The 18,303-nt window shown below is 67.4% G+C and carries 16 protein-coding genes; 10 read left to right on the forward strand and 6 right to left on the reverse strand.

What is annotated here, in order from left to right:
* The first annotated feature begins 148 nt into the window (after nt 1-148).
* From G539_RS0109460 to G539_RS0109480, 5 genes are all read left to right on the forward strand, one after another.
* The gene (locus G539_RS0109460; protein WP_029074982.1) at nt 149-466 is read left to right on the forward strand and encodes a N,N-dimethylformamidase alpha subunit family protein; all 318 of its coding nucleotides are present in this window, start codon (nt 149-151) and stop codon (nt 464-466) included.
* 105 nt (nt 467-571) lie between these two features.
* On the forward strand, nt 572-2,833 hold the full coding sequence (locus tag G539_RS0109465; protein WP_029074983.1) for a N,N-dimethylformamidase beta subunit family domain-containing protein: 2,262 nt from the start codon (nt 572-574) through the stop codon (nt 2,831-2,833).
* Nucleotides 2,834-2,858: 25 nt separating this feature from the next.
* Nucleotides 2,859-4,259, forward strand: coding sequence for an NAD(P)/FAD-dependent oxidoreductase (locus G539_RS0109470; protein ID WP_425402350.1), 1,401 nt, complete (start codon nt 2,859-2,861; stop codon nt 4,257-4,259).
* Nucleotides 4,252-5,499 (forward strand): FAD-dependent oxidoreductase, encoded by a 1,248-nt coding sequence (locus tag G539_RS0109475; protein ID WP_029074985.1) that lies wholly within the window; start codon nt 4,252-4,254, stop codon nt 5,497-5,499. Before G539_RS0109470 ends, G539_RS0109475 begins: the two co-directional genes overlap by 8 nt.
* Nucleotides 5,500-6,912 (forward strand): FGGY family carbohydrate kinase, encoded by a 1,413-nt coding sequence (locus G539_RS0109480; protein WP_029074986.1) that lies wholly within the window; start codon nt 5,500-5,502, stop codon nt 6,910-6,912. It abuts the gene before it with no gap.
* A gap of 216 nt (nt 6,913-7,128) precedes the next feature.
* On the opposite strand, the gene G539_RS24265 is transcribed toward G539_RS0109480, so the two are convergent.
* The 4 genes from G539_RS24265 to G539_RS0109500 all read right to left on the reverse strand — a co-directional run bounded on the left by G539_RS24265 (nt 7,129) and on the right by G539_RS0109500 (nt 10,928).
* Nucleotides 7,129-8,166: a Gfo/Idh/MocA family protein gene (locus tag G539_RS24265; protein WP_035830910.1), complete on the reverse strand. Its 1,038-nt coding sequence runs from the start codon at nt 8,164-8,166 to the stop codon at nt 7,129-7,131.
* Nucleotides 8,167-8,257: 91 nt separating this feature from the next.
* Complete coding sequence (locus G539_RS0109490; protein ID WP_084639910.1) at nt 8,258-9,250, reverse strand: autoinducer 2 ABC transporter substrate-binding protein; 993 nt, start codon at nt 9,248-9,250, stop codon at nt 8,258-8,260.
* 21 nt (nt 9,251-9,271) lie between these two features.
* Nucleotides 9,272-10,243 (reverse strand): 3-hydroxyacyl-CoA dehydrogenase family protein, encoded by a 972-nt coding sequence (locus G539_RS0109495; RefSeq protein ID WP_029074988.1) that lies wholly within the window; start codon nt 10,241-10,243, stop codon nt 9,272-9,274.
* Nucleotides 10,244-10,247: 4 nt separating this feature from the next.
* Nucleotides 10,248-10,928 carry a cyclase family protein gene (locus G539_RS0109500; protein WP_084639911.1) on the reverse strand — a complete coding sequence of 227 codons (681 nt, stop codon included), beginning with the start codon at nt 10,926-10,928 and terminating at the stop codon, nt 10,248-10,250.
* Between the two features lie 425 nt (nt 10,929-11,353).
* On the opposite strand from G539_RS0109500, the gene G539_RS0109505 reads away from it, so the two are divergent.
* From G539_RS0109505 to G539_RS0109525, 5 genes are read left to right on the forward strand one after another with little or no spacing between them, the layout of a single operon-like run.
* Nucleotides 11,354-12,862, forward strand: coding sequence for a sugar ABC transporter ATP-binding protein (locus tag G539_RS0109505; RefSeq protein WP_029074990.1), 1,509 nt, complete (start codon nt 11,354-11,356; stop codon nt 12,860-12,862).
* The gene (locus G539_RS0109510; RefSeq protein WP_029074991.1) at nt 12,859-13,833 is read left to right on the forward strand and encodes an ABC transporter permease; all 975 of its coding nucleotides are present in this window, start codon (nt 12,859-12,861) and stop codon (nt 13,831-13,833) included. Before G539_RS0109505 ends, G539_RS0109510 begins: the two co-directional genes overlap by 4 nt.
* Nucleotides 13,830-14,810, forward strand: coding sequence for an ABC transporter permease (locus tag G539_RS0109515; protein ID WP_029074992.1), 981 nt, complete (start codon nt 13,830-13,832; stop codon nt 14,808-14,810). Before G539_RS0109510 ends, G539_RS0109515 begins: the two co-directional genes overlap by 4 nt.
* Nucleotides 14,807-15,601: an SDR family NAD(P)-dependent oxidoreductase gene (locus tag G539_RS0109520; protein WP_029074993.1), complete on the forward strand. Its 795-nt coding sequence runs from the start codon at nt 14,807-14,809 to the stop codon at nt 15,599-15,601. The genes G539_RS0109515 and G539_RS0109520 overlap by 4 nt, the downstream gene beginning before the upstream one ends.
* 20 nt (nt 15,602-15,621) lie before the next feature.
* Entirely contained in the window at nt 15,622-16,338 is a 717-nt protein-coding gene (locus tag G539_RS0109525; protein WP_210162804.1) for an SDR family NAD(P)-dependent oxidoreductase, read from the forward strand.
* A gap of 19 nt (nt 16,339-16,357) precedes the next feature.
* Here the strand turns inward: G539_RS0109525 and G539_RS0109530 are convergent, their stop codons facing one another.
* Together G539_RS0109530 and G539_RS0109535 are read right to left on the reverse strand one after the other, a co-directional pair.
* Nucleotides 16,358-17,881, reverse strand: coding sequence for an amidohydrolase family protein (locus G539_RS0109530; RefSeq protein WP_029074995.1), 1,524 nt, complete (start codon nt 17,879-17,881; stop codon nt 16,358-16,360).
* Nucleotides 17,878-18,258 (reverse strand): RidA family protein, encoded by a 381-nt coding sequence (locus G539_RS0109535; RefSeq protein ID WP_051231253.1) that lies wholly within the window; start codon nt 18,256-18,258, stop codon nt 17,878-17,880. Before G539_RS0109535 ends, G539_RS0109530 begins: the two co-directional genes overlap by 4 nt.
* Nucleotides 18,259-18,303 lie beyond the last annotated feature (45 nt).

Here is an 18,303-nt window from a genome sequence, read left to right on the forward strand (position 1 = left end):
AAACGTCGCCTCTATTGACCGTTCGGTCATTGACAATGTTTGTTTCAGTCGCTTCTAATGCCCGAATTGCGAGACGTCGCCGTGCGAGAATGGCGGCGCCGCCGGGCGGCGGTCCGGCATGAGCGCGATGCAAGCAGGGAGGGCCTGGATGGCCAAGCAGGATCTGGAACAGCTGATTCAGGGGCGGGACCTGAACGAACTCGTGGCCGAGTTTCGCGCCAAGACGACGGGCCAGCACAGCCCCGCGCTGCAGCGCCTGATCAACCGCATTCGCAGCGAGCCGATGACCGGCAAGCTGGCCCTGCTCTGCACCAAGCCGCACGAGGAATGGCGGCTCGTCCAGATGAACGGGCGTGGCAAGCCGATGACGCTGCTCGACGGCATCTTCCACGATCTGAACGATGCCGAATGGGCGATCTTCAAGCTGCGCATGAAGCGGCATTTCGACATCGACCTGCAGGATTGAGCCGGCGGCGGCGCCGTCGCCCGCACCGCCCCGATCGATCGCATTCGACCGATCGCCCCTGACCGACCGAACGAACGCCGCCGGCGAATAGTTGGAGACTGGCCCATGCTGAAAATCACCGGATATGCCGATCGCGTCAGCGCGATGCCCGGCGATGCCGTCCGCTTCATGATCAATTGCGAATATCCGGCCTACCAGGCGAGCGTCGTCCGCGTCGTGCAGGGCGATACCGCCCCCGAGGCGCCCCCGGTCAAGCTGGTGCCTGTGCCGACGTCGATCGACGGCCGCTATCCGGGCCGGCCGCAGGTCATCCATGCCGGTTCGTTCGGGCGCGTCGATTGCGAGCGTGGCTTCGCCGGCGTTTCGAGCCTGTCGCTGCAGGCGATGATCTTCCCGACCACGCCGCAGAAGGGTCGTCAGGCGATCCTGTCGAAATGGGACGAGGCCGCCGGGCGCGGCATCGCCATGATCGTCGCCGCCGATGGCTCGCTCGGCATCGAGATTTCGGACGGCACGACGCGGAAGACGCTGTCGGTCGGCAAGCCGATGCTGTCGCGTCACTGGTACTTCGCCGCCGTCAGCTATGATGCGGCGACGGGCGCGCTGCAGGTCCATCAGGAACCGCAGCACGATTTCCCGACCATCGACGATCGCGGCAGCGCCAGCGATACCGTCCCGGCCGGGCTTTCATGGCAGAGCGCGGCGCCGCTGCTGTTCGCCGCCAACTGGGGCGGCGAGGATCTGGGCCGCACGGTTGGACGCGCGCTCTACAACGGCAAGATCGACCGGCCGCGGGTCTCCGGCGCCAGCCTGAGCCTCGCCGACATGCAAGAGCTGCGCGGCGATCTCTGGTCCGAGCGCCTGGGTGGTTCGCTGATCGGCGCCTGGGATTTCTCGCGCGACATTCCCGGCATCCGCATGGACGACATCTCGGGCCGCGAGCATCACGGCGTCGTCGTCAACATGCCGACGCGCGGCGTCACCGGGCACAATTTCACCGGCGAGGACGGCATGTGCTGGAAGGATCGCCCGACGCAATGGTCGGCGATCCACTTCCATGATGACGACATCTACGATGCCGGCTGGCAGGTCGATTTCAGTCTGACCATTCCGGAAGGCATGAAGAGCGGCATCTACGCCGTCCGCATCGAGGCCGAGGGCGAGGAGCAGTTCGTCACCTTCGTCGTCCGGCCGCCGCGCGGAAAGCCGGGCTCGAAGCTCGCCTTCCTGTTTCCACTCGCCACCTACATGGCCTATGCCAACGAGCATTTCGGCACCAATGACGGCCTGGTCGAGCTGCATCTGAATCGGGCGCTGGTGCTGCATCCGCACCAGCAGTTCCTGAACGAGCACCGCGAATACGGCCATTCGCTTTACGACCTGCACTCGGACGGCAGCGGCGTCTGCTATTCGTCGCGCCTGCGCCCGGTGCTGAACTTGCGGCCGAAGGTCGAGGCCAACCATGGCGCTGGCCCGTCGCATCTCTGGCTGTTCAACGCCGATACGCACATCACCAGCTGGCTCGAGAATTTCGACCAGGACTATGACGTCATCACCGACGAGGATCTGCACGCCGAAGGGCACGGCCTGCTGCGTGACTACCAGACCGTCGTTACCGCGACGCATCCGGAATATTACACCAAGGAGATGTACGACGCCGTCCATCGTTATACGCATGGCGGCGGCCGGCTGATCTATCTCGGCGGCAACGGCTTCTACTGGCGCATCGCCTATCACGCCACCCAGCCCGGCATCATCGAGGTGCGTCGTTCCGAGGGCGGCAGTCGCGCCTGGGAGCCGCCGACGGGCGAATACTATCACTCCTTCACTGGCGAATATGGCGGCATGTGGCGCCGCCAGGGCAATCGCAGCCCCAACCATCTGGTCGGCGTCGGCTTCACCGCGCAGGGCTTCGACCAGTCCTCGCCTTATCGCCGCGCGCCCGGCGCCGACGATGCCCGCGCCGCCTTCATCCTCGAGGGCATCGAGGACGAGATCCTCGGCGATTTCGGCCTGACCGGCGGCGGCGCCGCCGGCATGGAACTCGACCGCCACGACGTCTCGGTCGGCTCGCCGCCGCATTCGCTGGTGATCGCCAGTTCCGGCCCGCATACCGAGGCGCATGTCTTCGTCGTCGAGGACATGCTGTTCAACTTCATGGGCGCCACCGGCGATGTCTGCGACAAGGTCCGCGCCGATCTGGTGTTCTTCGAGACGCCGCAGGGCGGCGCCGTCTTTTCGGTCGGCTCGATCGCCTATTCCGGCGCGCTGCCCTGGAACAACTTCGACAACAACATCTCCAAGCTGACGTTGAATGTGCTGCGCCGGTTCATGGATCCGACGCCGTTCCCGATGCCGACAAGCTGAACCGCGGCACCGTTCAGAAAGACAGATGATGACAAGCCAGTCCGGCTTATTCGATGTCGCCGTCATCGGCGGCGGCGTCGTCGGCTGTGCCGTCGCCAGGCGCTTCGCGCTGGACGGCGCACGCGTCCTGTTGCTGGAGCGGGCGTCCGACATCCTGTCGGGCGCCAGCAAGGCCAACAGCGCGCTGTTGCATACCGGCTTCGACGCGCCGCCCGGCAGCCTGGAGCTCGCCTGCATGCAGGCGGGCTACCGGGAATATTGCGAGATCCGCGAGCGGATGAACCTGCCGCTGCTGGAGACCGGCGCGATGGTCGTCGCCTGGAGCGAGGCGGACCTGGCCAGGCTCGACAGCATCGAAGCGCAGGCGCGGGCGAACGGCGTCGACGATGTCCGCCTGATGGAGCCGGCCGAAGTGCTGGCGCGCGAGCCGCATCTGGCGACGAGCCTGCGCGGCGCGCTGCTGGTGCCCGGCGAGCACGTGATCGATCCGTGGTCGGCGCCGCTCGCCTATCTGAAGCAGGCGGTGGCGCATGGTGCCGAGGTGCTCTGCAACGCCGAGGTCCTGTCCGGCCGCCTCGACGCCGGCCTCTGGACGCTCGAGACGCCGCGGGGGGCCGTGCGGGCCAGGATCGTCATCAACTGCGCAGGCCTGTTCGGCGACGAGGTCGAGACCCGTCTGCTCGGCCGTTCCGATTTCATCATTATGCCGCGCAAGGGCCAGTTCGTCGTCTTCGACAAGGCGGCGAGCGCCCTGCTCACCACGATCCTCCTGCCGGTGCCGAACGAGCGCACCAAGGGCGTCGTGCTGGCGCGCACCATCTTCGGCAATGTGCTGGTGGGCCCCACCGCCGAGGAACAGCTCGACCGGACCCGCGCCGATGTCCGGCAGGAGGCGTTGCGCGATCTGGTCGCCAAGGCTGTCGCGATGGTGCCGGGGCTGGCCGACATGCCGGTGACGGCGATCTATGCGGGATTGCGGCCGGCGACCGAGAAGAAGGAATATCGCGTATCGGCCAAGCCGGAGCTACGCTGGATCACGATCGGCGGTATCCGCTCGACCGGCCTGACCGCCGCCCTCGGCATCGCCCGACACGCCGCCAGCCTGCATGCCGGCTTCGACGATGCCGGCTTCCGCCCGGTGAACGATCCCGTCTGGCCGCACATGCCGAACCTTGCCGAGCATGGCCGGCGCGACTGGCAGGCCGACGGCCATGGCGAGATCGTCTGCCATTGCGAACTGGTCACCCGGCGCGAGATCGAGCAGGCGCTCGAAGGGCCGCTGGCCGCCGGCGATGTTGGAGGGCTGAAGCGCCGGACCCGCGCCGGCATGGGTCGCTGCCAGGGCTTCTATTGCCAGGCCCGCATCGCCGCGCTGACCGAGGGAAAATTCGCGGAGCCGCTGGCCGTGGAGAAGGCGGATGACTGAGCCCTTCGAGACCGACGTCGCCATCGTCGGCGGCGGACCGGCCGGCATCGCCGCGGCGCTGGCGCTGCGCCATCGCGGTGTTGCGCGCGTCACCGTTCTGGAGCGCGAGAGCGAAGCGGGCGGCGTGCCGCGCCATTGCGGCCATCCGCCGTTCGGCCTGCGCGAGTTCGGCCGCATCCTGTCGGGACCGGCCTATGCGGCGCGGCTGCGGCTGGAGGCGGTTCGTGCCGGCGTCGAGATCCGGACCCGTACCAGCGTGACCGCGCTCGGCCCCTCCGGTCGCCTGGCCCTGACGACGCCGGATGGCACGGCGGCGCTTGCGGCCGGCCGGGTGATCCTGGCGACGGGCGTGCGGGAAATGCCGCGCTCGGCCCGGCTGATCACCGGCGACAGGCCGGTCGGGGTCCTTTCCACCGGCACGCTGCAGCATGCCATCTATATCGAGCGGCAGAAGCCGTTTCGCCGGCCGCTGATCGTCGGCACGGAGCTGGTCAGCCTTTCTGCCGTGCTGACCTGCTGGAAGGCCGGCATCCGGCCCGTAGCGGTCGTCGAGGCGGCGTCCCGGCCGACGGCGCGCTGGCCGATGGCGCTGTTTCCGCGCCTGCTCGGCATTCCGATGCATTATGGCGCGGAGCTTGTCGACATTCGCGGCCGCTCGCGCGTCGAGGCGGCGACGCTGCGCCTGGCGGACGGCACGACGCGCGACGTCGATTGCGACGGCATCCTTTTGACAGGCCGCTTCGTGCCCGAGTCGGCGCTGGTCCGCCTCAGTCATCTCGATGTCGATATGGGCAGCGGCGGTCCCTCCATCGACCAATTCGGTCGCTGCAGCGATCCCGCCTATTTCGCCGCCGGCAATCTGCTGCGCCCGGTCGAGACGGCGGGCTGGTCGTTTCGCGAGGGCAAGCGCATCGGCGGCATCGTCGCCGACGACCTGGACGGACGCCTCGCTCCGGCGGAGCGGACCATCCAGATCGCGCGTGGCGAGGGGCTCAAGCTCGCCGTGCCGCAGCGGATCGCGCTGCCATCGGCCGAACCGAGCCTTGGCTGGATCCAGCTCCGCGCCGCGACGGGCGGCACGGGCGTGCTCAGCATCCGAGACGGCTCGGCCATTCTCTGGGAAAAGCGGCTTTCGATCTTGCCGGAGCGGCGAATTCTCGTTCCTCTGGCGGCACTTCTGAAAGCGGGCGAACGAACCGATACGGTCGAGATCCGCTTCACCAGCGACAAGGCGGGCTAGATGCGGCTGGCGGCAATCGATCAGGGTACGACATCGACGCGGGTGTTGGTGGCGGACGATGCCGGTGGCCTTGAAATCGCCCAGGCGCTCCGCCACGCCCAGCACTATCCGCGAGCCGGCTGGGTCGAGCACGACGCGCGGGAATTGCTCGCCAATGTCGCCGCCTGCATCGAAGCGGCGGGCGCCGTCGACGCCATCGGCATCGACAATCAGGGCGAGAGCTGCCTGGCCTGGGACGCCGTCACCGGCGAGCCGCTGTCGCCCGTGATCGTCTGGCAGGACAATCGGACCAAGGATGTCATCGAGCGACTGCGGGGCGAGGGCGCCGAGGCGCTGACCCTGGCGCGCGCCGGGCTGCCGCTCGACCCCTATTTTTCCGCTTCCAAGCTGGCGTGGATCCTCGATGAGCTGCCGGCGGCGCGCGCCGCCCACGCGGCAGGACGATTGCGCCTCGGCACGACGGACGCCTTCTTCCTTGACCGGCTGACCAAACGCTTCGTCACGGACGCGGCGACCGCCTCGCGCACCTCCCTGATGAACCTCGAGACGCTCGATTGGGACCCGGAGCTCTGCCGGCTGTTCGGTGTGCCGGTCGAATGCCTGCCGGAGATCGGGCCCTCGGCCGGCGGCGTCATCGGCATGGCCGGCCGGATCCCGATCACGGCGTCGATCGTCGACCAGCAGGCGGCGCTCTACGGACATGGCTGCCGCCGGCCGGGCGACGCCAAGATCACCTTCGGCACCGGCGCCTTCGCGCTGGCGGTGACCGGCGACCGGATCGTTCGCAATCCGGCGATCGGGCTGCTGCCGACGGTGGCGTGGCGGATCGCGGCGGAGACGGTCTATGCCGTCGATGGCGGCGTCTACGACGCCGGCTCGGCGATCGAGTGGCTCGGGCGGATCGGCATGCTGAACGGCGTCGACGACCTGCAGGCCTTTGACGGCGGCCCGGCGATCGAGCGCGACCTCGTCTTCGTGCCGGCCTTGTCCGGCCTCGGCTGTCCGCATTGGGATCGCAGCGCGGCGGGGCTGTGGCTCGGCATGTCGGCTGACACGACGCGGGCGCAGATGAGCCAGTCGGCGCTCGAAGGCATCGCGCTGGCTTGCGCCGACGTGATGCGGGCGATGGCCGCGGAGGTGACCATCGGCGATGTGCTGTCGATTGATGGCGGCCTGTCGCGCAGCCCCTATTTCGCGCAGTTCCTGGCCGATGCGCTGGGACGCGATATCCGCACGCGCTCCTTCGACGAGCTGACGAGCCTCGGTTGCGCGGCGCTGGCCGGACTGGCGCTGGGCGTCGAACTGCCGGAACGGGCGGGGGGCGACATCGTCTATGCGAGCCGCGATCTCGGCCGGGATCGCTGGCGGCAGCGCTTCGACCAGGCCATCGGCCGTTCGCGCAACTGGCGCTGACGGCACGCGCCCAAAACGGCTGCCGCCCTTCCGCCATTTCCCGTCGTGGCGGAATATGACCGTCTGCTTGGATCCCCCGGCGCCACGCAAGGGTAGAGCTGGCTTCCATCCGGGTACTGGCCCGGCGCCGAGGCCGATTTGATGACGAGGGCCGAGATCGGGATCCGGCGCGGGAAGCAGGGGGCGTGGTGCCGAAGCGATCGGGTCGGCTGGGCCTCAGACCGACCCCAGGTCCAGGATCTCCGACATCGCGACCGGCCGCTTCTGGGCGAGGGACAACAGCGTGGCCTCGATCATCGCGGTGACGACGAGGCCGTCGCGTCCGGTGCACTGGGGAACCAGGTCCTCTGCGACACAATCGATGAAATAGCGGATTGAATCGTACTGGAAGCCGGAGGCCTTACCGTAGCGGGTCACGGTTTCCGACGAGAACGGGGTGTGGAAGCGGTCGGTGTAGACCCACAGGGACGGTTCGTTGCGCAGTTCCAGGCCGCCCTTGGTGCCGTTGAGAAAGATGCGGTTGTCGACCACGTTGGTGTAGGTCTCGGGCACGATCCAGGATGTCTCGAAGGTGCAGAACGCGCCGCCTTCGAAGGTGACCAGGCTCTGGATCGCATCCCAGCTGTTGATGCCCATGCCGTCGAGCACGCCGCGATGGCCTTGGGCGTAGACCGAGACCGGCTCGCGGTCGAACATCCAGCGGATGGCATCCATGGTGTGCGGGAACAGGAACCATTCGGGGCCGGACTGGCCGCCCCATTTCAGCATCTTGGTCGGCACGTGGATCGTGTCGGAGAGGCGCGCATAGGCCATGACCGGATCGCCGAGCTCGCCGCGTTCGGCATAGCCCTTGGCGCCCATGAAAAGCGGATGCCAGCGGGCATGGAAATCGACCATGAACTTGGTGCCGGCGGCGTCGGCCGCGCGCACCATGTCGATGCCGTCGGCGACGGTGGTGGCGAGTGGCTTTTCGCACATGACGTGCTTGCCGGCGGCGAGCATCGCGACTGTCGGGTCGCGGTGGAAGGGGTCGGGCGTGGCGATGGTCACGGCCTCGACGTCGCTGCCGGCGAGGCTGTCGAGACTATCCGTCCACGCGCAGCCGAAGCGATCGGCCAGCGCCTTGGCGCGCGCTGGATCGCGGTCGCAGATCAGGGTCACCTCGCCCTGGGGGTGGGTCGACAGAGCGAGGGCGTGATTGCTGCCCCAGATCCCGGCGCCAACAATGCCGATCTTCACTTTGCGGTTGGACATTCAATGAACCTGTTCACGGGGGCGGTTGGCGCCGGCACATGCCGATCTGGACGAACTCCCCCGCGCGTCGCCGGGCGGGGGAGGGGCTTTCCTAGAATCCGTAGCCGTCGATGTTCTCGGGCGTGAGCCGGGTGTCGGGGACGTAGGCCATCTTGTTGGCGGCATCGATGACCGGCTTGCCCGCCCAGGCATAGTCGTCGCCCTCGGCCGGCAGCGTGCCGGCGGTGGCGTAGCGATGGGCCATCAGCACGCCCAGATAGGTCATCTGGCCCGGATCGAGCGCCAGCGCGCCCTTGGTCCAGCCCTTCTTGACCGCCTCGGCGTTCTGCTTCGGCATGGCAACGCCCCAGATCGCCACCTTGCCCTGCTTGCCGGCATTGACGGCGGCCTGCACGGAAGCGGGCACGCCGGTGGTCACGACCGACGCGAAGCCGGCCAGGTCCGGATGGGCCTGCAGCACAGATTCGGCCTGGCCGAGCGCGACGGCGAAGTCGTTGTCGCTCGCATAGACGCCGACGACCTCGATCTCCGGGTAGCCCGCCAGCGTATCCTCGACCGCCTTCTGGCGCTTGGCCAGCAGCGGCGAGCCGAGGCCACCGGTCAGAATCGCCACCTTGCCCTTGCCGCCGATCTCCTCGGCGAGCCCCTTGGCGATGTTCGTGCCGCTCGAAACCGCTTCCCAGCCCGACGCGGTATAGATCGCCTCGGTGCCGGGCGCGCCGATGTCAAAGCCGAAAACCGGAATGCCGTCCTTGATGGCCTTCGAGATCGGGCGCGCCAGCGTGGCCGGGTCGACGGCGGCGATGACGACGGCGTCGGCGCCATTGTTGATCACGTCGTTGAAGACGTCGACCTGACGCGCGGCGTCTTCGCGCTCGGGGGCCGTGAACACCACCTCGATGCCGAGCTCCTCGGCGGCGCGCTTGGCGCCCTCCTCGGCCCGCACCCACCAGGGGTGACCCAGCGCGAGCGGCACGACGGCGATCGTGTCAACCTTCTTGTCCTGCGCGGCGACCGGTCCAGACAGGCCGATCGCGAAAGCGCTGCTCATGAGAGCCAGCGTCAGAACCGTTCTTCTCAGCATCGATCTTCTCCCCTCTTGGGCCTATGGCCCGTCGTCACCCCGTGGCTCGGGGTATTTCTGCTGGAGATGCCGGATATCCATGCTGAAGCGCCGGAACGCCTCGTTCCAGGCCTGCGCGGTCTCCGGGGTGTATTCGTGGAAGCCCTTGGCGTTGGCGGTTCCAAGCGCGCCGGCAGCGATCGTATCGCGCATCAGGCGCGGCAGCTCGGTCGCGTTGGAGAGGTCCGGCATCAGGTCGGTCATCACCGCGCCGTAGGCCGGGATGCCGGTCAGGTCCATCCAGCGGAACGGACCGGCCAGCGTGGCCCAGGCTCCGATGTCGTTGCGGACCGAACGATCGACGTCCTCGACGGAGGCGGCGCCCGACTCGACGATGTGGAAGGCCTCGCGGATCATGGCGTACATGATCCGGTTGGTGACAAACCCCCGGATGTCGCGACGGACCAGCGTCGGTTCCTTGCCCCAGCGCCCGGCCAGCGCATGCAGATGCTCGCCGAATGCGGGAGCGCTTTCGTCGCCGGCGATGATCTCGAGAAAGCGGGTCAGATGCGCCGGCTCGGCCCAGTGAACGCCGAACAGGCGCTGCGGGCTCCGAAGGCCCTGTTGCAGCATCGTGATGGGGATTGCGGAGGTGTTGCTCGCGATGATCGCGTCGGGCGCGAGAATGCCCTCCAGCGCGGCGAATACCTCCCGCTTCGCGCCGAGATCCTCCGTGACCACCTCGAAGGCGATGCGACAGGCGGCGAGTTCCTGGATCTCGGCGGCCACCGTCAGGCCCTGAAGCAGGGTGTCGACCGGTGTCGCGAGGCCGCCTTCGCGGGACAGCTCATCGAGCATTGCGCGGACGGCGGGAAGCGTCTCGTCGCGCCGGGCCGGGTCGGTGTCATAGCCGATCACCGGGTGCCCCGCGGCGAGCAGGCAGGCGGCGATGCTCTTCCCCATGAGGCCGAGACCGATAATGCCGACCAGGGTGTCGCGCGGCGCGAACCTCATGCGATCATTCCCATTCGAGGATGGCGCGGACCGGCGCGCCCGAGGTGCCCACCACAGGCAGTGGCAGGGCGTAGAGCCGTCCTCGATCGGCGCCGATCTGGTCCAGATTGACGACCGGTGCGAGCAACAAGGTGCCGCGCGCGAACAATTGGGTCAGCAGACCGCCCTTGGCGCTTGCGTCGTCGTCGGTCCAGGCTGCCTCGATGGCCGGAATGTCGACGCCCAGCAGGGCGATGGGCTGCTCGAGGATCCAGGCGAGGGCACTTGGAAGCATCTTGGGGCAGCGTTCGACGAAGCCTGGCGTGTTCCACTGCCGATACCAGCCCGTGTCGATCAGGAGCGCGTCTCCCGGCTCGATCGCCGGCGCCGCCGCGGCAAGCATCGCCCCGTCGATCAGCGTATCGGGGGCGAGGCCGCCGAGCCGCAGGATCTTCGCCGGCCGGATGAAGTCGTCGACGCCATAGCTGCTGAGGTGGCGGCCGTCGGCCAGCACGTGGCTGGATGCTTCCAGATAGGTGCCCGAGATCGAGGACAGCGTGAATTTGGACCCGTAGAAGCCGAAGGTGTCGAGCGTGCCCATGGTCTCGATGCGAAGGGGCGGAACCAAGTCTTCGAAGCCCGGAAAAACCCGATAGTCCCACATGCCGGGTTCGAGTTTGCCGGTGATATCTGTGAGTTGCCCCATAGGAGCCCGCCTCCTGCCTGCGCAGCGTCGATGATCGTCAGCCGCGTCAACTTAAACGTTGCAGAAGCTGGGCCGGATTTTGAGGATATGTCAATGGGGTTCGACTGGCCGTTGAATAATAAACTATTGGGAATCGCACGCTATTTGCAGTCGCGCTCGGTCGTTGACAGCAACTTTCGAGCTGGATAGCGTCACTGTGACGATAAAGGTGGGCGGCAGACTTGCGGCCATTTCTCATTGGAGTTCGGGAGATTGGCTTTCGCGCGCCCTTCCTCAGACGTCATCGTCGCCCGGATTCGATCCGGCTGGGTGGTACATGTCGGCCGTGCCGCGCCCACGCGGCGGACAACGGCGACGAGGATCGAGATATCGTCGCTTTCCGGATGCGGGGCGGAGACCTGATGCAAGCGCAGGGCAGGCTGCAGATGACATCTTCTGGTCCGCCGGCAGCGCTGTCGGTCACCGGACTGGGAAAGAGCTTCCCCGGCGTTCGGGCTCTCGATGGCATTGGCTTCGAGGTGCCGCGCGGCGCCGTGGTCGGGCTCGTCGGCGAGAACGGCGCGGGCAAGTCGACCCTCATCAAGATTCTCTCCGGTGTCTACGCCGAATATGAAGGCGTGGTGACCTTCGAGGGGCAGCCGATCCGCTTTGACAGCCCGCATGACGCGCAGAAGGCGGGCATCGCCACCATCTTCCAGGAGCTGACGCTGGTTCCAGGGCTGACGATCACCGAGAATGTCTTTCTCGGCCGCGAGCCGACGCAGGGGTGGCTCGGCGTCGTCGACAAGGCCGGGATGCACCGCCGCACCGCCGAGGTGATCGCCAGGCTCGGGGTGCGGATCGATCCGGACGAGATGGCCGGCGATCTGTCGATCGCCAGTCAGCAGCTTGTCGAGATCTGCAAGGCGATGGTGCTGGATTCGCGCGTCGTCATCATGGACGAGCCGACATCCTCGCTCACCCAGTATGAGGTCGAGCAACTATTCGGCATCATACGGGCCCTGCGGGCCGAGGGCCGCTCGGTGATCTATGTCAGCCACAAGCTGGAGGAGATCTTCGCGATCTGCGACCATGTCGTGGTCTTGCGCGATGGACGCTTCGTCAACGGCTATCCGATCGGCGAGGCAACGACCGGCCGGATCGTGTCGGACATGGTCGGTCGCGAGCTTTCGGAAATCTATCCGCCGCATAACGCGACCGTGGGCGAGGTGCTGATGCGGGTCGAGGGGCTGACGCGTCGCGGCGAGTTCACGGAGGTCAGTCTCGAGGTGCGCGCGGGCGAGGTGCTGGCGCTGGCCGGCCTGATCGGCGCTGGTCGAACCGAGCTGGCCAAGGCCGTGATTGGATCGACGGAGCCCGAGGCGGGGACGATCGAAGTCGGTGGCGCGACGCTGCGTTTCCGGGATCCCGGAGAGGCGATGGCCCAGGGCATCGTCTATCTGTCCGAGGACCGGAAGGGCGAGGGTCTGCTGCTTGACCACAGCATCGGCGAGAACATCGTGCTTTCGATCCTGAAGCGCCTCGCGCGCCTCGGGATGCTGCTTCCGGGCGTGCAGAAGCAGATCATCGATCGCGGCATGTCCGAGCTGCGGGTCAAGGCGCCGAATGCGCGCGTCGCGGTGTCCGCGCTATCGGGCGGCAATCAGCAGAAGGTCGTGCTGGCGCGCCTGCTCGCCACCGAGGCCCGGGTCTTCATCCTCGACGAGCCGACGCGTGGCGTCGACATCGGCGCCAAGGCGGAGATCTACAAGATCATTGCCGGCCTGACCGAGGCAGGGCGAGGCGTGATGCTCATTTCCTCGGAGCTTCCGGAAGTTCTCGGCCTCGCCGATCGAGTGGCCCTGTTCCGCGATGGGCGGCTGGTCCGCACGCTGCCGCGCCGGGATGCCGACGCGGTTGGTATCATGAACGTGCTTACGGGGGCCGCCGCATGAGCCTGTCATCGGGGCGATCGCTGGCAGCCCAGCGCGAAACGCCCATCCTTGCCTTCTTCGTCTTCATCATCCTCGTGCTTTCGTTCAGCGTCGATGGTTTCGCCTCGCTGAGCACGTTCGACAATGTCAGCCGACAGATCGCGGTCATCTGCATCATGTCTGTCGGCATGACGCTCGTCATCATCACCGGCGGCATCGATCTGTCGGTGGGCGCCGTGATGGCTTTCGCGACCAGCGTTGGCGGCTCCATCGCCATCGGCGGCGGGTGGCCGATCTGGCTGGCCTATCCGCTGATGCTGGGGATCGGGCTCGGTCTCGGTCTGATCAACGGCCTCCTGGTGATCCGCTTCGCCGTTCACCCGCTGATCGTCACGCTCGGCACGATGAGCATCGTGCGCGGGGCCACGATGGTCCTGACCGGCGGCAAGTACATCACGCCCATTCCCGGCGAGTATCTTTGGATCGGCTCTGGCTATGCGCCGGTAATCCTGCTGGTTGTGGTGCTGCTGCTGGCCCATTTCACCCTGACGCGCACGCGCTTCGGACGGAACCTCTATGCCATTGGCGGAAATGCCGATGCGGCGTCCTTCTCCGGCGTGCCGGTGGATCGCTACCGGGTGTGGGTCTATGTCGCCTCGGGCGGGCTGGCGGCTCTGGCGGGCCTGGTCTTGGTCGGCCGCAGCGGGTTCGTGCAGCCGCAGGTGGCGTTCGACGGCTATGAAATGAGCGCGATCGCCGCGGTGGTGATCGGCGGGGCCAGCATCTTCGGCGGCAGCGGCAGCGTGCTCGGCACGCTTCTGGGGGCCGCCATTCTCGGCGTCATCCTTGCCGGCATGACCATGCTGGGCATCGATGCCTACTGGCAGGGTGCGGTTCAGGGCTTCCTGATCATCGTGGCCATTTCGCTGGAATATCTGCGGCAGCAACATGCTGCGCTGATGCAGCGTCATTCGAGGCGGGCGGCAGAATGACGTTTTGGAAAGGCCTGCCGCAGCTGTGGCGCACCATTCTGGTTCTGGTGCTCGTCAACCTGGCGCTGGGCGCTGCGCTCGCCAGCGTATCCGGAACGTTCCTTTCGATGCGCAACATCGAGAACCTCGCGCTGCGCATGAGCGAACTCGGCATGCTGGCGATCGGCCAGGCGCTGGTCATCATCGCAGGCGGCTTCGACCTGTCGATCGGCGCGGTCATGGCGCTCTCGCCGGTCGTCACCAGCAAGCTCTACGAAATGGGCGTTCCGTTCTGGCTGGCACTTCTTGCCGGAATCGGTTCGGGCGCGGCGGTGGGGCTGGTCAACGCGGTGCTCATTGCCCGCTTCCGCATGCAGCCGATCATCGTCACGCTGGCGACCATGACGATCGTCCGCTCCGTCGTCTACGGCCTGTTGCGGGGGCGCACCGCCACCGCCTTTCCGGACGCGTTCCTCGATCTCGTGGATGCCTCGGTTCTGGGTGTGCCGGTGCTTTTCGCCGCGATGCTTCTGCTCGGGCTGCTGGCCGGCCTGCTGCTCAATTTCATGCCGCTCGGCCGCGCCATCCTGGCGGTGGGCGCGAATCCGCGTACCGCCGCTTTGGCGGGAATCAACGTGCGCAACGTCGTGCTTTTCGTCTATGTGGCCTGCGGCATCATCGCCGCCATCGCCGGGCTGACGTCCACCATCCGGGTCCAGGCGGCGACCGCCGATGCCGGGCTCTACGCGCCGCTCGAGGTGGTGACGGCGGTGCTGATCGGCGGCACGCTGATCACTGGCGGCCGTGGGTCGATCCTCGGCGCGCTGCTTGGCGTGCTGACCATGCTGCTGCTGGTCAATGGCTCCACGTTGCTGAAGCTCAGCCCCTTTTATCAGCACATCGCGCTGGGCATCATTCTTATCGTGGTTGTCGGTCAGGACAAGTTCCGCGGGTGGTCGTTGAAGCCGCGACGCGGCAAGGCGGGGGCCGCCGCATGAGCCAGTTCGCGGGTCGGGTTGCGCTCGTCACGGGCGCGGGTGGTGGCATCGGCCGCGCCATCGCCATCAAGCTGGCGCGGGAAGGTGCGGCAGTCGGCATCAATGTGATGGCCAACCGGTCCGGTGGCGACGAGACGCTTGCCGCGGTCGCGGCGGCCGGTGGACGCGGCCGCGTGCTTCAGGGCGATATCTCCGAGGCGGGGGTCGCCGATGCCCTGGCGGCCGAGCTTGCCGGGAACTTTGGCGCCGCGACGATTCTGGTCAACAATTCGGGGATCGGCAGCCCCGGCTCCCCCGATTCCGTGCTCGAGATCGCGCCTGACGACTGGGACCGGGTGATGGCGGTGAACGTACGGGGTGCGATGCTGTGCGCGCGCGCCGTGCTGCCGGACATGATCGCGGCAGGGCGTGGCGCGATCGTCAACATCGCCTCGATCCGCGGCGTGACGGCCGCGCGCAATCTCGCCGCCTACAGCGCTTCCAAGGGGGCGATGATCAGTCTCACCCAAGAGATGGCACTCGACTATGCGCGGCACGGCGTGCGGGTGAACGCAGTCAGCCCCGGCTTCGTGGAGAGCGAGATGTTCAAGGGCTATCTCGACCGCCAGCCGGATCCGGCCGGCGCGCGGGACCATTTCGCGTCGACCGCGGCGCTGAATCGTATCGGTCGGCCCGAGGAGGTTGCCGAAGCCGTGGTGTTCCTGGCCTCGGACGAAGCCTCGTTTGTCGTCGGCGCCAACTTGTTGGTCGATGGTGGTAATATGGCCAACGGACTGAGGGCGTTCCTGTGAGCACCGGCTATGAGGGGCGCGTGGCGCTTGTCACCGGCGGCGGCAGCGGTGTCGGCAGGGCGACCGTGGAACTGCTGTTGGAGCGAGGGGCAAGGGTTGCTGCGATCGATCGCAATCCGGCAGCCGTGGCAGACCTTCCGGATGGCGTGTTCGCCCGTGCCGCCGATATTCTCGATCGTGACGCGGTGGCGGCGCTGGTGGCTGACATCGCGGCGCGCTGGGGGGCGGTCGATCTCCTCGTCAACAATGCCGGGGCCGAACATACCGCGAGCGCCCTCGACACGGTCGCGGTCGACTGGGACCGGGTGATCGGCGTCAACCTGACGGGAACCCTATGGATGAGCCAGGCCGTGCTGCCGGCGATGTGCGCGCGGGGAGGCGGGGCCATCGTCAATGTCGCGTCGATCTCCGGCCTTCTGGGCTGGCCGCTTTCGGCTGCCTATTGCGCTGCCAAGGGCGGGGTCATTCAGCTCACCCGCCAGATGGCCGTGGATTTCGGCCCTCGGGGCATCAGGGTGAACGCGGTGGCGCCCGGAACGACGCTGACCCCGATGATCGAGCGCCTGTTTGCGGAAATGGCGCCGGAGGCGCGGGCCGAGATTGCCGAGCGGCACCCGATCGGCCGCTTCGCCCAGCCGCATGAGATCGCGCGGGCGATCCTGTTCCTCGGTTCGGATGCCGCGAGTTTCATCACCGGCACCATCCTGCCGGTGGATGGTGGCTACACGGCCAAGTAAGCTGGAACGGTTACGCCGGTCAGCGCGCGGTGGGAACCGCGCGTGCACCGGCGCGCCGGCCCGTGGCCTGCGGGCCGCCCTCATAGGCAATCGCGCCGCCGACCATGGTCATGCGGACGCCATGGGCGATGCGCGTGCCGTCCTTCCCGGCATTCTCGCCGATGCGATCCCAGTCGAGCAGCGCCAGATCGGCGCGCAGCCCCGGCGCGATCCTGCCCCGGTCCGACAGCGAGAAAAATGCCGCCGGCGCGCTGGTCATGCGGGAGAGCGCGGTGACCTGGTCGACATGGCCGGGACGGGCATAGCGCTCGATGAAACCGGCGAAGGCACCATAGCAACGGGGATGGCAGGCGGCGGTATGGCGGTGGCCGAACAGGTAGCCGTCCGAGCCGACGAGGCAGAGCGGATGGGTGATGATCCGGTCGATGGTTTCGGGTCGGCTCTCGCGTTCGTAGAGGCAGACCGTTGACGGATCCGCGATGTAGATATCCTGCGCCACCTCGCCGGCCGGCTGGTTCAGCGAACGGGCGATATCGCCGATGGTGTGTCCGGCTGCATCGGGAAACGTCGAGGCCAGAACCCTGACATCGTCGAGGCCGCCGATGCAGACCCCGCGCGCCGCCTCCTCGAGCTCGTCGCCAGGCACGCGCGCCCCGACGGCCGGCGTTCGCTGGAACAGGTAGCTGAACAACCAGGCCAGCGTGGTGAAGCCGGCGGCGTAGGGATAGAGATCGAAGCGTGCGTTCTGGCGCGTCTCGAAGATCGAGAACAGCGGATCGAGCAGATGGTCGTAGCGATCCGAGATCGGCCGCATATGCGAAACCAGAACCTGGCAGCCGGCGGCGTCGGCCCAGGCGACGACCTCGCCGACGGACTGGAGGATGCCGGCGCCCTGGTCGGCGATATGGCAGGTGAGCGGGCGGCCGTGCCGGGCCAGAACGCGGCACAGCGGCACCATTTCCGCCGCGCCATAGCCGATGGCCTCGGGATAGTTGAGGCCGACCGACAGGCCCATGCCGCCTGCGGCGAGGAAATCGTCGAGCAGGCCGCACATGCGGTCGATCTCGGCGGGCGTCGCGGCGCGCGCCTCGCCCATGACGTGGCGGCGCAGCGTGTTGTGGCCGAGCAGGTCGCCGATGTCGAGGGCGAGGCCGTGATCGAGGCGAGCGAGGTGATCGGGCAGCGGCACGTTGCTGTCGCCCGCCTCGGGCATCAGGACGGCATGCACGGTCCCCGTCGGGGTGGCGGAGTAGCCGCAATTGCCGACGACCAGCGTGCCGACGCCCTGTGCCAGGGCGGACACGCCGTCATTGTCCGGATCGACGCCGTGGTAGTCGCCGTGGTTGTGGGTGTCGATGAAGGCCGGCGAGAGGATGGACCCGCTGCCATCGACCCTGCGGAAGCCCTGCTCGGCCAGATCCAGTATCTGGCCGACATGGACGATGCGTCCCTCGGCGACCGCAACCGCCGTGCCGTCGGGCAGGAAGCCCTGGCCGTCGAAAACGCGCGCCCCGGTGATGAGCGTGCCCTGTTCCATCGTCATCTGTCGTCTCCGAGATAGGCCATCGCATCGATCTCGACGAGGATGCCGTCGAGGCCGGCTTCTACCGTGGTCCGGGTTGGGTAGGGTTCCGAGAAGGCAGCCCGATAGGCGATGTCGAACTCGGAAAATGCATCGATGTCGTGAAGGTAGCAGGTGCATTGGACGACTTGATCCATCGATCCACCGGCCGCCTCGACGAGGCGGCGGATGTTGTGGAGCGTGGCGCGCGTCTGGGTGGCGATGTCGCCGTCTATGACGGAGCCGTCCGGACGCAGCGGCCCCTGACCGGAAACGAGTATCCATGGCCCCGCCCGCAGGGCCGGGGAGTACGAGCCTGTATTGACGGCTGCCAAGGGATCGGCGATGCGCCGGCGCATTCATGTCCTCCACAATTCCGCTGAACGACAGCGGCGTTCCAGTCT

The organism is Kaistia adipata DSM 17808, from assembly GCF_000423225.1.
Classification (GTDB): domain Bacteria; phylum Pseudomonadota; class Alphaproteobacteria; order Rhizobiales; family Kaistiaceae; genus Kaistia; species Kaistia adipata.